Annotated in this window: 18 protein-coding genes; 15 read left to right on the top strand and 3 right to left on the bottom strand. The window is 37.9% G+C overall.

The window, feature by feature from the left end; translation table 11 throughout:
• The first annotated feature begins 14 nt into the window (after positions 1-14).
• The 5 genes from LS41612_RS19140 to LS41612_RS19120 all read left to right on the top strand — a co-directional run bounded on the left by LS41612_RS19140 (position 15) and on the right by LS41612_RS19120 (position 4,838).
• Positions 15-1,292 carry an AAA family ATPase gene (locus LS41612_RS19140; protein ID WP_024362563.1) on the top strand — a complete coding sequence of 426 codons (1,278 nt, stop codon included), beginning with the start codon at positions 15-17 and terminating at the stop codon, positions 1,290-1,292.
• Complete coding sequence (locus LS41612_RS19135; RefSeq protein WP_024362564.1) at positions 1,289-1,864, top strand: RloB family protein; 576 nt, start codon at positions 1,289-1,291, stop codon at positions 1,862-1,864. Before LS41612_RS19140 ends, LS41612_RS19135 begins: the two co-directional genes overlap by 4 nt.
• Before the next feature lie 465 nt (positions 1,865-2,329).
• On the top strand, positions 2,330-3,100 hold the full coding sequence (locus LS41612_RS19130; protein WP_024362565.1) for an ABC transporter ATP-binding protein: 771 nt from the start codon (positions 2,330-2,332) through the stop codon (positions 3,098-3,100).
• 15 nt (positions 3,101-3,115) lie between these two features.
• Entirely contained in the window at positions 3,116-4,069 is a 954-nt protein-coding gene (locus LS41612_RS19125) for an ABC transporter substrate-binding protein (protein WP_024362566.1), read from the top strand.
• Positions 4,070-4,082: 13 nt separating this feature from the next.
• Positions 4,083-4,838 carry an ABC transporter permease gene (locus LS41612_RS19120; RefSeq protein WP_029747220.1) on the top strand — a complete coding sequence of 252 codons (756 nt, stop codon included), beginning with the start codon at positions 4,083-4,085 and terminating at the stop codon, positions 4,836-4,838.
• 38 nt (positions 4,839-4,876) lie between these two features.
• On the opposite strand, the gene LS41612_RS19115 is transcribed toward LS41612_RS19120, so the two are convergent.
• Complete coding sequence (locus tag LS41612_RS19115; protein WP_024362568.1) at positions 4,877-5,317, bottom strand: winged helix-turn-helix transcriptional regulator; 441 nt, start codon at positions 5,315-5,317, stop codon at positions 4,877-4,879.
• 125 nt (positions 5,318-5,442) lie between these two features.
• Here LS41612_RS19115 and LS41612_RS19110 point away from each other — a divergent pair, with 125 nt between their 5' ends.
• The 7 genes from LS41612_RS19110 to ssuE all read left to right on the top strand — a co-directional run bounded on the left by LS41612_RS19110 (position 5,443) and on the right by ssuE (position 14,229).
• Positions 5,443-5,961 carry a DUF4242 domain-containing protein gene (locus tag LS41612_RS19110; protein WP_024362569.1) on the top strand — a complete coding sequence of 173 codons (519 nt, stop codon included), beginning with the start codon at positions 5,443-5,445 and terminating at the stop codon, positions 5,959-5,961.
• A gap of 196 nt (positions 5,962-6,157) precedes the next feature.
• A protein-coding gene (locus LS41612_RS19105) for an IS3 family transposase (RefSeq protein ID WP_105928880.1) occupies positions 6,158-7,308 on the top strand; the annotation gives its coding sequence in 2 pieces (ribosomal slippage) (positions 6,158-6,431 and positions 6,431-7,308; 1,152 coding nt in all).
• A 63-nt stretch (positions 7,309-7,371) separates the two neighbouring features.
• Positions 7,372-8,328 (top strand): acyl-CoA dehydrogenase family protein, encoded by a 957-nt coding sequence (locus LS41612_RS19100; RefSeq protein WP_024362281.1) that lies wholly within the window; start codon positions 7,372-7,374, stop codon positions 8,326-8,328.
• 153 nt (positions 8,329-8,481) lie between these two features.
• Positions 8,482-10,548: a catalase gene (locus tag LS41612_RS19095; protein ID WP_024362280.1), complete on the top strand. Its 2,067-nt coding sequence runs from the start codon at positions 8,482-8,484 to the stop codon at positions 10,546-10,548.
• A 176-nt stretch (positions 10,549-10,724) separates the two neighbouring features.
• Entirely contained in the window at positions 10,725-11,924 is a 1,200-nt protein-coding gene (locus tag LS41612_RS19090; protein ID WP_024362279.1) for a polysaccharide deacetylase family protein, read from the top strand.
• Positions 11,925-12,089: 165 nt separating this feature from the next.
• The gene (gene lpdA, locus LS41612_RS19085) at positions 12,090-13,427 is read left to right on the top strand and encodes a dihydrolipoyl dehydrogenase (RefSeq protein ID WP_024362278.1); all 1,338 of its coding nucleotides are present in this window, start codon (positions 12,090-12,092) and stop codon (positions 13,425-13,427) included.
• A 268-nt stretch (positions 13,428-13,695) separates the two neighbouring features.
• Positions 13,696-14,229, top strand: coding sequence for an NADPH-dependent FMN reductase (gene ssuE / locus LS41612_RS19080; protein ID WP_024362277.1), 534 nt, complete (start codon positions 13,696-13,698; stop codon positions 14,227-14,229).
• 62 nt (positions 14,230-14,291) lie between these two features.
• Here the strand turns inward: ssuE and LS41612_RS23375 are convergent, their stop codons facing one another.
• Positions 14,292-14,456 (bottom strand): hypothetical protein, encoded by a 165-nt coding sequence (locus LS41612_RS23375; protein WP_162832713.1) that lies wholly within the window; start codon positions 14,454-14,456, stop codon positions 14,292-14,294.
• Positions 14,457-14,678: 222 nt separating this feature from the next.
• On the opposite strand from LS41612_RS23375, the gene LS41612_RS19075 reads away from it, so the two are divergent.
• A complete protein-coding gene (locus tag LS41612_RS19075; protein WP_024362276.1) occupies positions 14,679-16,067 on the top strand; it encodes an aldehyde dehydrogenase in 1,389 nt (462 codons plus the stop codon).
• Positions 16,068-16,109: 42 nt separating this feature from the next.
• Here the strand turns inward: LS41612_RS19075 and LS41612_RS19070 are convergent, their stop codons facing one another.
• Entirely contained in the window at positions 16,110-17,687 is a 1,578-nt protein-coding gene (locus LS41612_RS19070; RefSeq protein ID WP_233433852.1) for a two-component system sensor histidine kinase NtrB, read from the bottom strand.
• Between the two features lie 278 nt (positions 17,688-17,965).
• On the opposite strand from LS41612_RS19070, the gene LS41612_RS19065 reads away from it, so the two are divergent.
• Both LS41612_RS19065 and LS41612_RS19060 read left to right on the top strand, forming a co-directional pair.
• Complete coding sequence (locus LS41612_RS19065; RefSeq protein ID WP_024362274.1) at positions 17,966-19,432, top strand: UDP-N-acetylmuramoyl-L-alanyl-D-glutamate--2,6-diaminopimelate ligase; 1,467 nt, start codon at positions 17,966-17,968, stop codon at positions 19,430-19,432.
• Between the two features lie 181 nt (positions 19,433-19,613).
• Positions 19,614-21,191: a peptide chain release factor 3 gene (locus LS41612_RS19060; RefSeq protein WP_024362273.1), complete on the top strand. Its 1,578-nt coding sequence runs from the start codon at positions 19,614-19,616 to the stop codon at positions 21,189-21,191.
• The last annotated feature ends 4 nt before the right edge of the window (positions 21,192-21,195 follow it).

Below are 21,195 nucleotides of genomic sequence, written 5' to 3'. Positions count from 1 at the left end.
ACGGGGGCTAGAGTATGCTAGTAGATTTTAGAGTGAAAAATTGCTTAAGTTACAAAGACGAGACATTATTTTCAATGGTGGCTGGGAGCCGAATTCGAAAATTAAAGGATACACACACGATGACGATGGATTCATTAAGACTTGTGAAAAGTGCCTTTATATTTGGATCGAATGGCAGTGGCAAATCGAATTTATTTGCTACGCTAAAAATTTTACGCTCATTGTTGTTTAACTTTGAAAATTTGAATAATGTCAAGCAACTGCGATTACCTTACCAGCCATTTAAGCTTGGGGGACAACATGATAAGCCGACAGAATTCGTGATTTCGTTATTTCTAGAAGGCTCACTTTATGATTATGAGGTGCAATATAACGCCGAGCAAGTTCTTTATGAGCGACTTACAAAAACTACGAAAGCGATAAATGAGGAGCTTTTTGTTAGACAATGGGACGGTACAGAATACGTGTATGAAACTGCACAAAGTACAGCAGTTGAACTGACTAACTATACACGGAATAATACCGCGTTTTTATCAGTGTTAAATGTCTTTAATAACACAGATGCTAAAAAAATTTTTGATTGGTTTTTACATAAAATTTTGTTTTTAGATGAGGCACAACATTTAGCCAGCCACCCGCTTATTCGCAAACTGGAAGAGGACGATTTTAAGAGAGAAGTCATGAAAATATTGAAAATTGCTGACTTTTCTATTCAAGATGTGACAGCACGCCGTGTTGAACGCAGAGAAAAAAATACAATAGGCTATGATAGCGATACACAAGATATTATTCATGAGGTGGATATCGATTTACATTATTTATCGTTTAATGAAGCTGGAGCGCCGATAGGCACAGAGTCAATCAATTGGACAATGGATTCTAAAGGCACTATTAGATTGCTGCATTTAGCATGTGTCATAGTAGATGCATACAATAAAGGGAAGACGATTTTTATAGATGAATTTGACACAGCTTTTCATGTATCCATTTGTGAATTTTTAATGACCATTATGAACAGTGAGCGCAATACCAATAATCAATTTGTTGTAACAAGCCATGAAATTAATTTACTTGATGAACCATTACGTACGGACCAAATCTGGTTTGTCAATAAAAGCTTTAAAAATGAATCTGAATTATACTCCTTATTTGATTTTGCTGATTTGCAGAAAAAACGAGCGGATATTTCATATGCGAAGCGCTATTTAAAGGGTGAGTTCGGAGCAACACCAGTTATTAATGAATACTTATCAACTCAATATCTACATGAAGTGGAGGTATCTGAGCAGTGAGAGTACGCCAGCAGGGGAATCGGACAGTCCGTAAAACGATTTTAATTTATTGTGAGGGAGAAACGGAGCGTATTTATTTTGAGCAATTACGTATTTTAAAACGCTCTAAAATGGTGAGTGTAAAGATAAAAAACGTTAAGCGTTCTGCCATTAAGTTAGCACAACATGCTTTTCGTGATTCCAGCTATCAATACTTTGATGAAGTATGGGTTGTTTTCGATAAGGATGATTTAACTGAGAAACAGTTAGAGGAAGTCAATGTATTCTGTGAAGAAAAAGATATCCATATTGCTTATACGAATGAAGCATTTGAATTATGGTTATTGTTGCATTTCGAAGTAGTGGATGTTTCAGAAAAATATCCTCGTGCGGTTTTAAATAACAAAATGGAAGAGCATCTTGGAGTAACACATTATTTCCGTCATAAGGCGGACGAGTCAATTATTGCTCCAATTGCACTTCGACATGAGGTAGCAATTCAAAATTGTTCAAAAATGATGTCATTTCGCAATACAGAAAATCGTGAAAATCCTTATTGCAATATACATGACATGATTCAATACATATTTTAAAAGAGGTTTCCCTTTTGTTATAGAATCGAAGCGATCTTCTATAGGATGATGATGACGAGGCTAAGACATAACTAGAAAATTTAAGAAACAGAGGTAAGGTGCTCGTAAATTTTTCTATGGAGGAGAATTTGTTATTCTTGTATTTGCAAAAAAGAACCATAAGAAGTGAAAACTAGTTGAGGGTAGCGGAGGGAGACGACTCCTAAGACGTCAAACACAACAAACCGCCCGTAGCGGACATCAACAACATAGCGAAAAAGTGTTAGATTGCAGTCAATCTAACACTTTTTTCTTTTGTTTAGCCTCGTTTTTTTATTGAGCTGATAGAGTGAGATGGCAAATTGTCGGAATTCAAATATTTTTCTTGAAATTAGGTTGAAATTTTAAACTGAGTATAATAAAATAACTTAAAACATATTAAACCTAGTAAAATTATAAAGATTAAAATGGGGTGACAATAGCATTATGACAGCACCGTTAATTTCTATTCAACAGGTAAGTAAAGCATTTGCTGAGCAGACAGTGCTCCATCAAATTTCATTGGATATACAAAAGGGAGAGGTTATAGCCATCTTAGGAAAAAGTGGTTGTGGCAAGAGTACGTTATTGAATTTAGTAGGTGGATTTGAACAGCCAACTACGGGACAAGTATTGCTAGAAAGTCAGGTTGTAACAAAGGCGAGCAAACGCTGTATGATGCTTATGCAAAATTACGGGTTACTCCCTTGGCGCTCGGTACAAAAAAATGTGGAACTCGCATTAGAAGGAGAAGCGTTATCTAAAGTTGAACGACAGCAACGGGCACAGTACTATTTGAAGCTTGTCGGCTTAGAAAATCGACTAACGGCTTTACCGAGTGAATTATCAGGAGGTATGCAACAGCGGGTCGCGATAGCACGTGCACTCGCAATTCGCCCAGAGGTTATTTTAATGGATGAACCATTTGCTGCACTCGATACTTTTACACGCTATTACTTACAGGACGAGCTTCTTGCCATCCAAAAAAAGGAGCAGACAACCATCTTACTGGTAACCCACGATATAGACGAAGCCATTTACTTGGCGGATCGCATTTTTATTATGAGTCCAAATCCTGGTCGCATTCATCGTGAGCTGTATATACGAAGTGCTAAACCACGAGATCGTTCAGATTCAGAATTTCAGTATTTCCGTGAGATTATTTTCAATGAATTCCAGTTTACCCACCCGCAAGATACGATTGAATATAACATTTAAAATGGAGGATAAAAAATGAAGAAGAAATTAGGCATCTTGCTATTCGTGTTCATGCTAATGTTAACGCTTGCGGCATGTGGGACGGATGACAAAAGTACAGCATCGCAAGCAGAGAGCAATAAAAAAGTTGTGAAAATTGGCTATTTACCAATTACCCATGCAGCACCGCTATATATGCAAACAGATAAAACCTACAAAGGATATGCCATTGAGCTCGTTAAATTTGGGTCATGGCCAGAGCTAATGGATGCTTTAAATACCGGTAAAATTGAAGGCGCATCAGTGCTGATTCAGTTAGCAATGAAGGCCAAGGAACAGGGGATTGACTTAAAGGCAGTTGCTTTAGGGCATCGAGATGGCAATGTTATCGTGACAGCACCAACAATCAAAAAAGTCGAGGATTTAAAAGGACAAAGTTTTGCAATTCCTAATAAATACTCTACACATAATATTTTGTTGTACCGCATGTTACAGCAAGCGGGATTAAAGTATGAGGATGTCAATGTGGTAGAACTACCGCCTGCAGAAATGCCAGCTGCGCTTGCAGAAGGTCGTATAGCAGGATATGTAGTAGCAGAGCCATTTGGTGCGATTTCTGTGGCGCTTGAAAAAGGCAAGGTATTATTTCAATCGGAGGAATTATGGCCAAATTCAATCGATTGCGGATTAGTACTTCGCCAAGCATTTATCGAAGAAAATAAAGATATTGCCCAACAATTCGTCAAGGATTATGCCGAGGCTGGAGAGCTGATGAATGAGGGAGGAGACCATGCACATGAGGTAGTGGCTAAATATATTAAAGTTGACAAGGATGTTTTAGATTTATCGTTAAATTGGATTTCGTATCATAACTTGAAAATTGAAGCGGATGCGTATGCCATTTTAAGAGATTCATTAATTGAGATGGGGTTATCCGAAAACCCACCAAGCTATGAGGAATTTGTTGATACAACATTATTGGAAGAATAGTAGGTGCATACGTATGAAAAAAATAGGACCTATTTTACTTGGATTTATATTATTGATAGCAGTTTGGCAGCTCGTCTCGATTATGGGGGGGCATGATGCCGCATTATTTCCTCCACCATTGGCTGTTTTGAATGCACTTCTAGTGACCATCAAAGATGGGTCAATATTCGAACATATCCAAATTAGTTTGTTGCGTTTTTTTAGTGGCTATTTATTAGCTGTTGTGGTGGCTGTTATTATCGGCTTAGTTGTCGGAAGGTTGGGGAGAATTTGGGCTGTGCTTGATCCAATTGTGCAAGTACTACGCCCTGTTTCACCCATTGCTTGGTCACCTTTTATCGTGCTATGGTTCGGCATTGGTAATATGCCCGCCATCGTTATTATTTTTATTGCTGCATTTTTCCCGGTGCTATTATCCACGGTGGCAGCAGTGAAAAAAGTTGATGCAACTTACTTACGGATTGCAGCCAATTTCGAAATGTCCCATTTTAATTTATTGCGAAAAATTGTATTTCCGGCGGCATTTCCTATGATTGCAAATGGTCTGCATATGGCATTAGGAAGTGCGTGGATTTTTTTAGTTGCTGGGGAAATGGTTGGAGCGCAATCCGGGCTAGGTTTTTTAATAGTGGATGCACGAAATTCACTTAGTCTTGATTTAGTAATGGCAGCGATTATTGTGATTGGTATACTCGGCTTACTACTCGATAAATCGATTCGTTATTTTGAACGTTGGGTTGCGAAAATTTGGGGTGGGCAAAGTGCTTAGATCTCTGTAAAGGGTAGAAAAAGAGCTAGTCCAATGAATCATTGGTTAGCTCCGTTTTGAATAGCACGTATTTGAATAGTGTCAATTCGTTTTCCCGTTGTTTTGGAATAGTACCCAATTTCTACTCGCTCACCTGATTGGGCATCAACAATTTCTTTATAGCAAGGATCCAAATGCTCACTGCCCCATAAAATCATCGCGTTAAAAACGGATTCCAATGCCTTTCCTGATTCCGTTAAAGAATAGGCGTAGCGTGGTGGGTGGGCTGAATAGAGTGTAGAAGCGACAAGACCTGCTTCTTCTAAAGATTTTAAACGAGCGGACAATAAATTTGCAGAAAGGCCTGGCAAATTTAACTTAATGTCATTAAAGTTTGTTTGACCGATCAATAGCTCATGTAAAATGAGCAATGTCCAACGATCACCGATAATGTTTAAAGTTTGTGCAATATTGCATGGTAAATCATAACGTGTTTTCATAGTGTTCCCTCCAAGCAGTAGTGTAGCACAAATTATAATTTTTAGTAAATTCAGTTGTTTTTATTAAGTAAGTATAATAAAATAACTCACATAAAGAAAAAACAAACTATTCGGAGGTATTTACTATGAGTTTATTTTTGGTAGAATCAACAGTAAGTGAAGTATCAAACAAAGAGCAATTTGCAGCACTAGTAGAGCGTGTAGGGCAAGCACAAGAGGTAACGGTAATTGAAGTACAAGTGGCGAAGGATTTTAGCCGTGCATACTTTATCTTGGAAGCGAATAAAGAAGCGCAAGCGACAAGCGCACTAACTGCGCAAAACATTCAAATAGATTTAGTCAAAGAAGTTCGTCTAGTTGGAAAAGAGCTTGATGAGGTTAAAACAAATCAAGAAGTCGTGAACTATTTAGTTGAATGGGAAATACCAGCAGAAATTACAATGGATCAATATTTGGCGCGTAAAAAGAAAAATTCAGTGCATTATGAAGAAGTACCAGAAGTACATTTTTCTCGCACATATGTATGCGAAGATATGACGAAATGCTTGTGCTTCTATGATGCACCGGATGAAGCCGCTGTAAAACGTGCCCGTGAGGCAGTGCAAACACCAATCACATCGTTAACTGAATTAGCGGATAAGTAGAGGATAGGAGTGGAAACCATGGCAGTAGATGAAGTAGTCTTACAAGCGTTGATTGAAGAAAAATTAAAACCGTTTGTAAAAAAAATTGATGAAGAAGCTTGGAACTGACCCCAATAGGTATAGACAAATAAAAAAAGCATCTTCGATTGAAATTCGGGTATAGATACTTAAATTTCAATTTGGAGGTGTTTTTTCTATGGGAACAAGAGTGAGTTATCCCTATGAAGTAAAAATGAAAGCGATTAAGATGCGATTAGCGGGTGTACCTGTCAAACAGATTCTATTGGAATTAAATATACGCCATAAAACACAGGTCGAAACATGGGTGCGTTGGTATAGAAATGGTGAAGTCAATCGTTTGAAACAACCTGTAGGCAAACAATATATCTTTAATAAGGGTCCTGAACCGGACAATGAACAAACGAAATTAGCATTGGAAAACCGTTATTTAAAGCAACAAATTGAGGTGCTAAAAAAGTACGCAGAGTTGGAGAGGAAGTGGTTGGAGAAGTAGCAGTACAGTTAGTTGCGTCACTAAGAAGCATGATGTCTGTAAAGGACATTTGTAAACACTTTGGGATTGCACGATCTACCTACTATCGTTGGAAACAGGCATCAACCGATGCAAGGTCTCGTCAAGCAATAGAGAGACGTATCGGTGAACTCTGTCGAGCAAATAAATTTCGCTATGGCTACAGAAAAATTACAGCACTCTTACGTCAAGAAATGTGCGTCAATCATAAAGTGGTTCAACGTATCATGCAAAAATATGGTTGGCAATGTCGCGTGAAAGTGAAAAAACGGAAACGAACAGGACAACCTTATGCAATCGCAGCAAATTTATTAAATCGCGATTTTGAAGCCACCGCACCGTTACAGAAGCTCGTAACTGATATTACTTACTTGCCATTTGGTCAAAAACAGTTGTATCTTTCAAGTATTCAAGATTTATATAATGGTGAAATTATTGCCTATTCGATTGGAGACTGCCAAGATACTGATTTTGTGCTGGATACATTAGCTCAACTTCATCATTTGCCCGAAGGGTGTACGTTGCACAGTGACCAAGGGGCGGTATACACATCGTATGATTATCAACAGGCCGTAAAAGCAAAAGGCATTACCATGAGCATGTCCCGTAAAGGTACGCCCGCTGATAATGCCCCAATCGAATCGTTTCATTCTGTGTTAAAGTCTGAAACATTCTACTTAGACAATTTGAACAGTACTACGACGGCCATCGTAGAACAAACTGTCAAAGACTATATAAACTATTATAACAATAACCGAATTCAAACGAAACTAAACAACCAGTCGCCGGTTCAATACCGACAACTGGTTGGGTAATGCTTTTTTGATTACTGTCTTATATATCGGGGTCAGTCCCCTTATTATGCGGAGGATTTTTTAATGGCACTCGGCAAAGCAGGATTTTTTGCTTCAACACAAAAGGACGAGCAAACAGTACTACTAGATGAGCTAACGATTGTACAAGAGACGGCGAAAGTTTGTATGACAACTGCATTTTGCCTATGGTGCCACCTTGCAGCTTTAACTTATTTACGTAAAACAGACAATGAACTATTACGCGCAAAGATTTTACCATTACTTGAACGTGGAGAAGTGCTTGGTGCAACGGGTTTATCGAATCCAATGAAGTATTATGCTGGTCTAGAAAAACTACATTTAACAGCACAACGCATCGATGGAGGCTATGTCGTAAATGGTATTTTACCTGCTGTTTCAAACTTAGGAGCCAATCATTGGTTTGGTGCAATTGCTTATAACGGTGAGCAAGAAGTGATGGTTTTTGTAAATACGGACCATGAGCGTATTACATTAAAGGAAAAAAATCACTTCTTAGGCATAAATGGTAGTGCTACGTATACATGTAAATTTGATAACGTCTTTGTTGGGGATGACTATGTAGTAGCACAAGAAGCAAGCACATTCGTGGATAGTATTCGCCCAACATTTGTACTGTATCAAATTCCACTTGGCTTTGGAGTAGTAGCGGCAGCGATTGAAGGCATAGAAAAGGTCAAGGCCAAGCAAAATGGCTGCAATGAATATTTGCAGGTGCAAGCCGATGAACTAAAAGAGAAACTACAACATTTACAAGCATTACTGCAAGCATTAATACAATCGGGCGACGTTACGTTACAAGCGATTTGTCAGATTCGTTTGCAAGGCGTATATCAAACATTAGCAGCAGTTCAAGCTAACATGCTACATAATGGTTCTGCGGGCTATATTGCTGGAAGTACACCATCACGCAAGCTGCGCGAAGCATATTTCTTAGCGAATTTAACGCCAACCGTTAGACAGCTTGAAAAGATGACGCAGATAGCAAAGGTAGCGAAATAGATCATGTATCAACCTTGACTAGCATTATAGCTAGCCAAGGTTTTTCTTTGCGCTTAGTGCATTGCACCTATCATCAATTTCGAAGCATGTTTATGTCAGAAAAACATACAGTGAATATAGAGCGTAATTAGTAATAGTAGGAAAGGGGATTGCGTGGATAAGTCCAATTCAAATCAAAATAAGGATTTAACCGAAAATGTGAAGGATCAACAACTAGATGCATTTCGTGTCAATAATGATGGAACGAAGATGACGACTAATCAGGGATTAAAAGTATCCAATGATGAAGACTCGTTAAAAGCTGGTGTGCGTGGGCCGACCATTATGGAGGATTTTCATTTTCGGGAAAAAATGACGCATTTTGACCACGAGCGGATTCCCGAAAGAGTCGTGCATGCGAGAGGCTTTGCAGCGCACGGAGAGTTTGAGCTATATGAGTCGATGAAAGAGTATACAAGAGCAAAATTTTTACAAGAGCCTGGAAAAAAGATACCCGTATTTGTTCGCTTTTCAACAGTAGTAGGGAGTTTAGGCTCAATGGATACTGCGCGTGATGTGCGAGGATTTGCAACGAAATTTTATACTGAGGAAGGCAATTATGATTTAGTCGGCAATAATATTCCTGTGTTTTTTATTCAGGATGCGATTAAGTTTCCTGATTTAATTCATGCCGTAAAACCTGAACCTCATAATGATATGCCTCAAGCAGCATCTGCTCATGATACGTTTTGGGATTTTGTCGCTAATAATCAAGAAATTGCCCATATGATTATGTGGGTTATGTCTGATCGAGCAATTCCTAGAAGTTTTCGGATGATGGAAGGCTTTGGTGTGCATACGTTCCGTTTTGTAAATGATAAAGGTCGGTCAAGATTTGTGAAATTTCATTGGAAACCTGTATTAGGTGTACATTCACTTGTTTGGGACGAAGCACAAATTATTGGTGGTAAAGATTCCGATTTTCAACGACGAGATTTATGGGAATCAATTGAAATTGGAGATTACCCAGAGTTCGAGCTTGGCGTCCAGATGATTGAACCGGAGGAAGAGTTTAGGTTCGATTTCGATATTTTGGATGCAACGAAATTATGGCCTGAAGAGCTAGTACCTGTAAAAAGAATTGGCAAAATGACTTTAAACCGCAATGTGGACAATGTTTTTGCGGAAACAGAGCAAGTAGCTTTTCACCCAGGAAATGTAGTACCAGGAATTGATTTTACGAATGACCCACTGTTACAAGGGCGTTTGTTTTCATATATTGATACACAGCTTCTTCGTTTAGGTGGACCGAACTTTGCTGAGATTCCGATTAATAGACCCGTTTGCCCGATTCATAATAATCAACGCAATGGCTTCAGTCGCCAGACGATTAATATGGGCAAGGTTAGTTATCATAAAAATTCGCTCGCAGGCAATACGCCTTCAACCTCTACAGCAAAAGAAGGAGGATTTGTGCATTATGAACAAAAGGTTGAGGGACGAATTACAAGAGCGCGTAGTAAATCCTTCGACGATCATTTCTCACAAGCTCGACTATTTTGGAATAGCATGTCGCCACCTGAAAAACAGCATATCATCGATGCTTTTAGTTTCGAGGTAGGCAAGGTCAAAAGTAAATCGGTGCGGCAGCAAGTTGTGGATATGTTTGTCCATGTTGATAAAGCGATGGCAATAACGATTGCGGATAATGTTGGCGTCAATCGACCAACAGGCGAGCAATCCAAGGTTACGGCATCATCACCCGCTTTGAGTCAGGCAAATACAGTAAAACTGCCTCAAACACTTAAAGTTGGTGTTTTGATTGGTGATGGATTTGATGCTAATGAGGTTGGGGAAGTGCTGAAATATTTAACAAGGCAAGGGGTTCGTTATAGCATAATATCGGATAGACTTGGTGTCGTAACTGCAAATAATGGTGTGCAGTTAATGGCAAGTGAAACGTTTATTACGACAGATGCAGTACTTTTTGACTCCCTGTATGTTGTGGGTGTTCGAGCAGATAATCAAGCAAAGTTTAACACCTATATCGTCAATTATATTAATGAGGCATACCGACATTACAAACCAATTGGAATTGCTGCAACAGGCACGACATTTTTTAATATGTCGAATGCAAACGTTGGGCCAGGTATTGTGTTAGCAACTGGAAATGCAGGGTTTGCTAAAAAATTTGTCGATGCTATTGCCCAGCAACGTTTTTGGCAACGTAATATTTATTGAGTTGAAGTCATTTTAGGGAACGTACTACTCGTAACGAGCCACAACAGCATAGCAAAAAAGTGTTAGGTTGATTGAAGTCAATCTAACACTTTTTCTCTTTTGTCCTAGTCTCTTTCAGTCTTTCATTATATCGTATATACTTGTATGGACTATATTTTGAGAGAGGGACCAATATTATGAAGTACATAAGGAAAATAATAATATTTTTTGTTGTGCTTGTCTGCTTCTTCATAGCTACATCAGATGAGGCTTTTGCAGCAAAGGCGACAAAATTTTACGAATCTAGTAATGCTAAAGGTGTTACGGTCATTAACTATCATTCGTTTGGGGATTATAAGGAAATAGCAAATATTAATATTACAGAAAAGCTCTTTCGTGAGCAACTGAAGATGCTAAAGGATAACGGCTATACAACAATTACGGAGGATCAGCTTATCGCTTATTTACAAGGCCACGGTCGTATCCCAGAGAAATCTGTATTTTTAACGATAGACGATGGCTATGAAAGCGTTTATAAGATAGCGTATCCTATTTTAAAAGAAATGGGTATGCAAGCAACATTATTTGTGATTGCCAATGACGTAGAAGTAGGCTTCAGAAAAAATGTACCAATGGCGAATTGGCAGCAAATTAAGGAAATGTCCGACTCTGGCATTATTCATATCGGCAACCATACATATGACTTACATTGGCGTGGTAAAAATGACACAGCAAAACATGAGGCCATGATACTTAATCAAAAGAAAAATGGAGAGCCCCTTACAAATGACGAGCGTCGACGATACATTCAAGAGGATGTTACAAAGGCGCATCAATTAATCGAAAAATATACAGGGAAAGCACCAAAATCCTTTGCTTACCCATATGGTGTGTATGATCGAATTGCAGAGCAAGCTGTAAAAGAAGCGGGTTATACAATCGATTATTCTACACAAGGTGGTTATAATCTATTTGGTCAAGGAACCGTCCATATTAAACGAATTGACTCTAGCAATCGTGTATCGGCAAATGAATTAAAAAAGATTTTACAAAAATATTTATCACAGGCAGAACAACAATATTATCACCGAGATATTCAAGTAGAGGCAAAAGTTGCAGCAAATAAAGTTATGCTAAAAGCTTGGTTGAAAAGTGATATGAATAAAGGCAAGCTCCATGCTAAAGAAGCGCGTTTTGAGCTTTATAAAATGGTAAATGGAGAACGTCAACTTCAGCGTAACTTTGGCAGTTACAGAGTGGCAGCAAGCACGAATGCACGAGCAATGTCAACAGAAGAAAATATTACAAATTACGAAGCTGGGGGATATTCTGTTAAAACAATTCTTATAAAGCAAGACGGAAGTAAAGAAGTTTTCTGGATTAATTTTAATAAATAGAATCACGGGTAACTCGCCTTGCATCGCGGGTAAAGTACAGTATTTCGCGGGTAAACCGTCTTGAATCGCGGGTATTGCACCATATTTCGCGGGTAATACACGTGGCCTTATATGTCATTGCATTCAAATTTTGTAAATGTTAAGGTGGTAAATGAGGTGAAAAAAGTGAAACAATTTGATATTGCAATTATTGGTGCAGGTCCAGGGGGATACGTTGCAGCCATCCATGCAGCTAAAAGTGGGATGAAAGTAGCTTTAGTAGAGCGTAATAAAGTGGGAGGAGCTTGCTATAATGTTGGCTGTATTCCTTCGAAAATTATGTTAGAACATAGTAAGCTCGTGCAGGAGATACAACGAGGCAATGATTGGGGCATCGAAACGCCAGCTTTGAATGTGAATTTCCCACGCTTAATGCAGCGTAAAAATGCTGTTATCCAAGAGCTTTTAGAAAATATTGAACACTTTATTGTGAGCAATCACATTACATTTTATCGTGGTGAGGCGACGGTTGCTGCCGATTTAACGGTAACGGTTAATCAAGAGACCTTTTTAGCAAAGGACATTATTTTAGCAACTGGTAGTAAGCCATTTGTGCCACCATTTAAAGGGTTAGAAAGCGCAACTTATTATACAACGGATACTTTTTTCGATATAGAAGAACTTCCACAACAGCTAACGATTATCGGTGGTGGTGTTATTGCAGTGGAAATGGCATTTAGCTTGGCACCACTCGGGACGAAAGTAAGAATGTTGAATCATAGTGAAGATATTTTACAGACAGAAGAACCTGATGCTCGACCAATAATTCGAGAAAAGATGAAAAAACTCGGTATTGAACTTATTACCGATTTCCAATTTGAGCATTTTAATGGAAATGAAATTCATACATCTAAAGGCATTTATACATACGAGCACTTATTATTTGCCACGGGGCGTCGCCCAAATACGGAAATTGCCCAGCAGCTTGGACTTGGTTTTGATGGTCGATTAATTGCTGTAAATAAACATTATGAAACGAGTCAACCACATATTTATGCCATAGGCGACTTAGTCGGAGGCTACCAGCTAGCTCATGCTGCTAGTGCAGAGGGTATCTATGTTGTAGACCATATTTTAGGGGCAAAACGCACGTTGATTGACCAAGCACTAATTCCTCGTTGCGTCTATACACAGCCTGAAATTGCGACATTCGGCTTGCTAGAAGATCAAGTTGAACAAGCGTATACAGTGACAAAACTACCTATTAACACGAACTCAAAAGCGTTGATGGAGGGCAATGAAGAAGGTTTTGTTAAGCTTATTGCAACGAAAGAGGATGGACATATTTTAGGAGCGTGTGTGGTAGCTGATGGTGCCACTGAAATGCTCAACGCCATTTTAGCGACGAAAAATGCTGGAGGTACAGTAAAAGTATTGGCAGACATGATATTTCCTCATCCAACAGTATCGGAGCATATTGGTGATGCCGCAAAAGCTGTATTTGGCAAAGCGATACATCAATAAAATAATAAAGAGTTGCCACATGTTAGTTGTGGCAACTCTTTATTATTTTCTAAATTCCGATAAAGTTTATTGACTTTATAAAATATTATGTTAAATTAAATTTATAAGATTACTTGGTATTGAATTATGCTGACTAGATATCTAGAGGCTTCTATTTACACAACAATTTTCCTGTTGACTGTAAATAGAAGCCTCTTTGTTTTAGTGCAATGTCCATTGCGGAGCTTTGATTTAATTGATTACAAACACGATAAAGGGAGTGTCCTATATGACAAATGTAGTGATTATAAATGGTAGCAATACAAGGAATTCACGTGTAACGGCCATTCAAGAAAAGGTTGAACGTTTTTTTACCGCGCACAGTGTAGCACTACACACAAATTATGTACATGAGCTGCCTGCGGATGCGTTAATAACAGCAAACTATGCAAACGATGACATTATAGCAGAAAATAAAAAGGTTGAGGAGGCAGATATTGTAGTCATTTTAACACCGATTTATAAAGCATCTTATACAGGCATCTTAAAAACCTATTTAGATTTATTGCCACAAAAAGCATTGGTTGGGAAAACAGTTTTACCAATAGCAGTGGGAGGCTCTATTGGCCATTTACTAGCGTTAGAATATGCTCTTAAACCTATCTTGGCAGTATTAGGTGCTATTAATATTGCCCATTCCGTATATATTGTCGACAAACAAATTATTCGTCTAGAGAATGGGAACTTTGCCATTGAAGATGATGCAAATAATCGACTAGAAGCTGAACTTAATAAATTACAAAACATTGTTGCGATTAATTAACAATAAAAACGTGTTAGATTGATTGCCATCAATCTAACACGTTTTGCTATGCCGTTGTGTTATTAATTTATTTCCGGTTCTTCCAATAACGAGTCTTTATCCGCCGGTGTTGTAGAAAGATATAAAAAAGCCTCATCTTGTAATAACAATAATTTCTCTTCACATATACCGTGCGATAATGCTCCTGAAAAAATGGATTCCCACCAAGTTCCTGTTGTCGTTGTCATTTATCTACGCCCCCGTTTCGATGTTTAATATGTAATTGTATATTTCCCGAGATTCTCAAAATAAAACATGGCATCCTTAGTTACTATTTCTGTTTTTTTACAGCACCACCTATTTCAGAAAGAGGATTTTTGACCTTAAATGTTGTATCGTATAGTCAAAGATAGTTTGTTTCAAAAAAGACAGAACTATGTATCGCATTTTAAAAAAAGGGGTGTTTTTTTATGAATTTTACGCCACAAGATGTTGAAAATATGATTACAGAGCAGCGCCAATTTTATTTTTCTCGCGCTACAAAAGATGTGAAATTTCGCAAACAACAATTATTGAAACTAAAAAAATCTATTTTAAAGTATGAAAAAGAAATTTTGAATGCGTTGTATTTAGACTTAAGAAAAAGCGAGTTTGAGGCATATGCAACAGAAATAGGTATTGTCCTTGAAAGTATTTCTTATATGGTGAAAAATCTGGAAGAATGGATGAAGCCTGAAACAGTTAAAACACCGATTCAACTTCAAATGGGAAAAAGTTTTATTGTTCGAGAGCCGTATGGCGTCACATTAATTATCGGGCCTTTTAATTACCCATTTCAGCTAGTTATAGAGCCGCTCATTGGCGCAATTATTGGCGGCAATACGGCTATTGTAAAACCATCGGAAACGTCTGTGCATACCGCCAATATTGTGAAGAAAATAATTGAAGAAACATTCGAGCCTTCCTATATTCGTGTTGTAGAAGGAGAGAAAGACGAAGTGAATGCACTGATTCACGCTTCATTTGACTATATATTCTTTACTGGCAGTGTAGCTGTCGGTAAAGTAGTGGCAAAAGCCGCAGCTGAACGATTAACGCCGATTGCGCTTGAACTTGGTGGCAAAAGCCCAGCAATTGTTGACCAAACGGCTAATTTGGAAGTGGCTGCTAAACGTATAGCATGGGGGAAATTCACAAATACTGGTCAAACCTGTGTAGCGCCAGACTATTTACTTGTCCATAAAGACGTTTATGACCGATTTATGAAATTGTTCAAGGATACGATTCGTTCTTTCTATGGAAAAAATGCACTCAAAAGCCCTGATTACGGTCGCATTGTGAATTTAAGACAATTTGATCGACTTCAACAAATTTTAGTAGAGGAACGAGACACAATTACATATGGTGGTCGAACAGACCGTGATGACTTATATATTGAGCCAACCATTATTGAATATGTAAAGTGGTCAAGTCCCTCAATGCAAGATGAGCTTTTTGGACCGATTTTACCTGTTATGGTATATGATGATTTGCGTCTTGCTATTCATCAAATTCGTCAACTTCCTAAGCCTTTAGCGGCATATTTTTTCTCGGAACATGAAAAAGCGATTCAATACTTTTTAGAAGAATTGCCATTTGGAGGAGGCTGTATAAATGATACGGTAACTCATGTAGGAAATCAGCATTTGCCATTTGGAGGGGTTGGTCCTTCGGGGGTGAATGCATATCATGGCAAGGCAAGTTTTGAAAATTTTACACATCCAAAATCAATATTAAAAAAATCATCAAAGCTCGAAACGAATGTTCTATTTCCGCCATATAAACAAAAGGTTAAGCTTATTCGTACGATCATGAAGTAAAAAAGTAGGAGGTGTCTATCGACTTTAGACACCTCCTACTTTTTAGTTTTCTGCTTGTGGCAGTTTTATTTTAATCGTTGTTCCACAGTTAATTTTGCTTTCAATTGCAATGGTTCCACCATGTTCTTGAATAATCTTGTTTGTAATGAGCATACCAAGCCCAGTCCCTGTGGATTTGGTAGTATAAAAGGGCTCATATACACGTTTAATCAATGCCTCTGACATCCCAACTCCATTATCTGTAATGGTCACCATATTCAACCCTTCAGCATCTTTGGCAATGTAAATAATAATTTCTCCATTTGCTGTATGTGCCTCAATCGCTTCAATGGCATTTTTAATAATATTGATGAATACTTGTTTCAGCTGATTTTCATTAGCCAGTATTCGATTATTATTACTGACGATATGCATTGAAAAAGTGATGTTATGTTTTTGAAATTCAAGGTGAAACAATTGGCTAATGTTATTGATGACTTCATCAATTGATACAACTTTTAATTGTTCGACATGAGGTTTTGACAACACTAAAAATTCTCCAATAATTAAGTTAATCCGCTCGATTTCAGATTGAATGATTTCCGTATACGCGTAACAAGTGGAGTCTTTTTCCGTACTCATCATTTGCACAAAACCAGAGATAACGGCCATTGGATTGCGGATTTCATGTGCCACGCCAGCAGCAATCTCACCTGCCAGTTTTAGCTTTTCGGATTGTAGTAAAAGTTGTTCATTGACCTTTTTATAAGATATATCACGTGAAATAGCAGAGACCGCAATCATTTTGTTTGTACGATCATAAATAGGTGAAAGTGAAATTTCTACATCAAAAACCGTACCATCTTTTCGCATATCCTGTGTTTCTATCAGCTTAAAGCTTTTTCCTTCTAATAAACTTGCATAGCGTTGTTCCGCCTCTAAAACATTTTCTGGAGGAACGAGTGGGATGGTTTTGCCAACACATTCGGCTCTTGTCCAACCGTATACTTCTTCAAAGGCAGGGTTTACATCGATAATACGATTATCTAAACTAAAAACCGCGATGCAATCATTTGCATGCTGAAAAAATAAATGCAAATAGGCTTCTTGAGACAGCAACTCTTGTTTTTTTTGAGAGTTTATTTCATTGAGTCGATACCAAAAGTGTTGTAAATGTCGCGATTGAATCCAGCCGATAATTGTAAGTAACACTATAACGAAAACAAAGGTTTCAATATACTGAAAATGCCCAATGGAATCAGTAGAAATACGGTGATAAAAAGATAGTGCTATAATTTCCAGTAAAGAAATAATACTAATAAGGGTATTTAGTTTTATCGATTGATAAATCGTCATTAATAATATAAAGAAAATAAAGGAAATAAAATTAGGTAAGGAAAAGCTAATGATATTAGGATATAGAATAGCCATATTCCCTGATATAATGATTACCCACTGCATTGCTACTGGTTTAATGTTAAAAACTTTTCCGGCTAATAACGGTAAAAGCAAAAGGAGCATTATACCAATTAGTACCTCGAGGCTACTATAAATATTTAGCATAATGAGCACGCCATAGGCAAAAATCGCTGTCACATAAAATAGCAAGACAATTTCATTACGCATACGTAATAATTCCATTTGTTGCAAATTTAGCACCTCAATTTTTAGGATATTCTCATAATACATGATTCATTGTTGTCGATAAATGCCGATTTTTGATAAGATAGGGAAAATTCAGCTTGATTTTATGAATGATAGCGTTTTCATTTAAAAAACGTTACAGGAGGCATTTCATTTCTAGGCGAATAAGTAGTAAAATAAATTCATTAGATTAGTGGGGGTATTCATATTGTTATTTTTTGTCGAAAAAACAAGAAATAATGAATGAGTGTTGAGATTGATTGGAGGACTATGAAATGTATGCAGAGGAATTGTTAAGTGCATTACCTTTGAAAAAAATAATTGGCGTGTTACCAGACCAAGTGACGGATATTGTGATTGATTCTCGAAGTGTGCAGCCGAACAGCATGTTTGTTTGTATTAAAGGTTACACAGTAGATGGCCATAATTATGCACAAAAAGCTGTTGAGGGTGGTGCAACAATTGTTGTTACGGAACGTGAACTACCATTAGCAGACGCAATTGCACAAGTTATTGTGAAGGATACAGATCGTGCAGTCGGTTTGTTGGCTGCTAAGTTTTTTGACTATCCTTCAAAGGATATGACAATGATTGGTGTAACAGGGACAAATGGTAAAACATCTGTAACAGGTATTATTCAAAATATTATGCACGGCATGGGCGAGAAATCTGCACTATCAGGTACTATAGGCTTTAATTTAAATGGTATTTTATATGAATCTGCAAATACTACGAGCGATGCATTATCGACACAACAAATGATTTTTCGTGCGAAAATGGAAGGCTGTCGTTTAATGACAATGGAGGTATCATCACATGGATTAGCACTGGGCCGTTTGGCAGGTGTCGATTATGATGTTGCTATTTTTACAAATCTTACACATGATCATCTTGATTTCCATGGTACGATGGAGGAATATGGGAATGCAAAAGGCTTATTATTCTCTCAACTTGGACAAGATTTAGAAAAAAATAAATTCGTGGTGCTCAATGCTGATGATGCTTGGTCAGAACGCTATGCTGCAATGACGCCATTCCCAGTATGGACATACGGATTAAACAATGAGACAGCAGATTTTCGTGCCGTGAACTGTGAATATCATGATTACATGACTTCATTTGATGTCATTATGCCTGAAGGGATATTCCCTGTTAAAATGCATTTATTAGGTGAGTTCAATATTTACAATGTTCTTGCTGCGATGGTTGCTTTTTATGGCAGAGGCTATTCAATGGATACGATTATTGAACAAATAGAGCAACTACCGCCAGTTAAAGGACGTATGGAAAAAGTATGCTCTGATTTACCTGTACAAATTTTTGTCGATTATGCACACACACCGGATGCGATTGAAAAGGCTATTGCAGCAGCTACACCTTATAAAAAAGGTAAGCTTATTTTCTTAGTTGGTACAGGTGGTAATCGCGATAAATCAAAACGCCCTGCAATGGCTGAAAAGGCATCAGCAGCAGATTATGTGATTTTAACGACAGATGATCCACGTTATGAGGATTACGATAGTATAACAGGTGATCTTGCAAAAGGAATGTTGCATAAAAATTATGCATGTATCGGAGACAGAGCAGAAGCAGTGCGACATGCAATAGAAGTAGCTGAACCTGGGGATATGATTATTTTTGCTGGTAAAGGCCATGAAGATTATCAAATTATCGAAAATACGAAATATCCACATAGTGATGCTGAAATTGCGATTAAGGCTGGACAATTGAAATTTGTATAAATTTACAATGGAACTTAGCTCAGTGCGACAACATTATGCTAATTTTTTATACGACTCATTTATGGAAAACCTTTTAGCTGTGACTAAAAGGTTTTCTTTTTGGGGAATTCATGTAAAAAGGTTGTACGAAAGGCAAGACTTCTTTTATTATTAGTAGGTATGAAAAAAGGAGAATGAAGAGATGACTTCAAATTTAGAAAAAGATATATTAGCACGACGTACGTTCGCCATTATCAGTCACCCGGATGCTGGGAAAACGACGATAACGGAAAAGCTTTTACTTTTTGGCGGAGCAATTCGTGACGCTGGTACGGTAAAAGGTAAGAAAACAGGGAAATTTGCCACATCAGACTGGATGGAAATCGAAAAGCAACGTGGAATCTCGGTAACATCTTCTGTTATGCAGTTTGACTATAGTGGTTCCCGCATCAATATTTTGGACACACCAGGGCACCAAGATTTCTCAGAAGATACGTATCGTACATTAATGGCAGTAGATAGTGCTGTCATGGTTGTAGATGCAGCTAAAGGTATTGAGGCGCAGACGTTAAAACTATTTAAAGTTTGTAAAATGCGTGGCATTCCTATATTTACATTTATTAATAAACTGGACCGTCAAGGGAAAGAGCCATTAGAGCTAATTGAAGAGCTTGAAGAGGTACTTGGTATTCATGCGTACCCTATGAACTGGCCAATTGGTATGGGGAAAGAGTTCCTTGGTATTTATGACCGTTATAACAAACGTATTGAGCAATTCCGTACAGAAGAGGAGGAGCGTTTCTTACCAATCGATGAAAATGGCGAATTAGCAATTGACCATCCGATGAAAGTAACGTCTTATTACTCACAAGCGATGGATGACATTATGCTTCTTAATGAAGCAGGAAATGCTTATTCAGAGGAAAAAATCCGTCGTGGCGAATTAACACCCGTGTTCTTTGGTTCGGCTTTAACAAACTTTGGGGTGCAGACATTCCTTGAAACTTATTTACAATTTGCTCCAACTCCTCAACCTCGTATTACAGAAGATGAGCAGTATATTGATCCAGTGGAGCATCCAGAGTTTTCAGGCTTTATTTTTAAAATTCAAGCGAATATGAATCCTGCACACCGTGACCGTATTGCCTTTGTACGTATCGTATCGGGTAAATTTGAGCGTGGTATGAATATGACATTATCTCGTACAGGTAAATCTTTTAAAGTGACACAGTCTACACAGTTTCTTGCTGACGACCGTGAAACAGTGGATGTAGCGGTAGCTGGAGATATTATTGGTTTATATGATACAGGGACATATCAAATTGGTGATACAGTCGTTGGCGGTAAGAAAACATTCCAATTTGAAAAATTGCCGCAGTTCACGCCTGAGTTGTTTGTTCGTGTGACAGCGAAAAACGTCATGAAATCTAAGCAATTCCATAAAGGGATATTGCAATTAGTGCAAGAAGGAGCCATTCAATATTACAAAACACTTCATACAGAAGAAGTGATTCTAGGTGCAGTTGGTCAATTACAATTTGAAGTATTTGAACACCGCATGAAAAATGAATACAATGTTGAAGTGAGAATGGAGCCAATTGGTTCGAAAATGGCACGTTGGATTGAAAATGAAGAAGATGTCAAAGAGTCAATGTCTTCAAGTCGTTCAATGCTTGTAAAAGACCGCTTTGACAATCTTGTTTTCCTATTCGAAAATGAGTTTGCAATGCGCTGGTTCGCAGATAAAAACGAAAACATCAAATTATATAGCCTGCTATAAAAAG

The sequence above is a fragment of the Lysinibacillus sphaericus genome, assembly GCF_002982115.1.
Lineage (GTDB): Bacteria > Bacillota > Bacilli > Bacillales_A > Planococcaceae > Lysinibacillus > Lysinibacillus sphaericus.
This window is presented reverse-complemented; position numbering and strand designations above follow the sequence as displayed.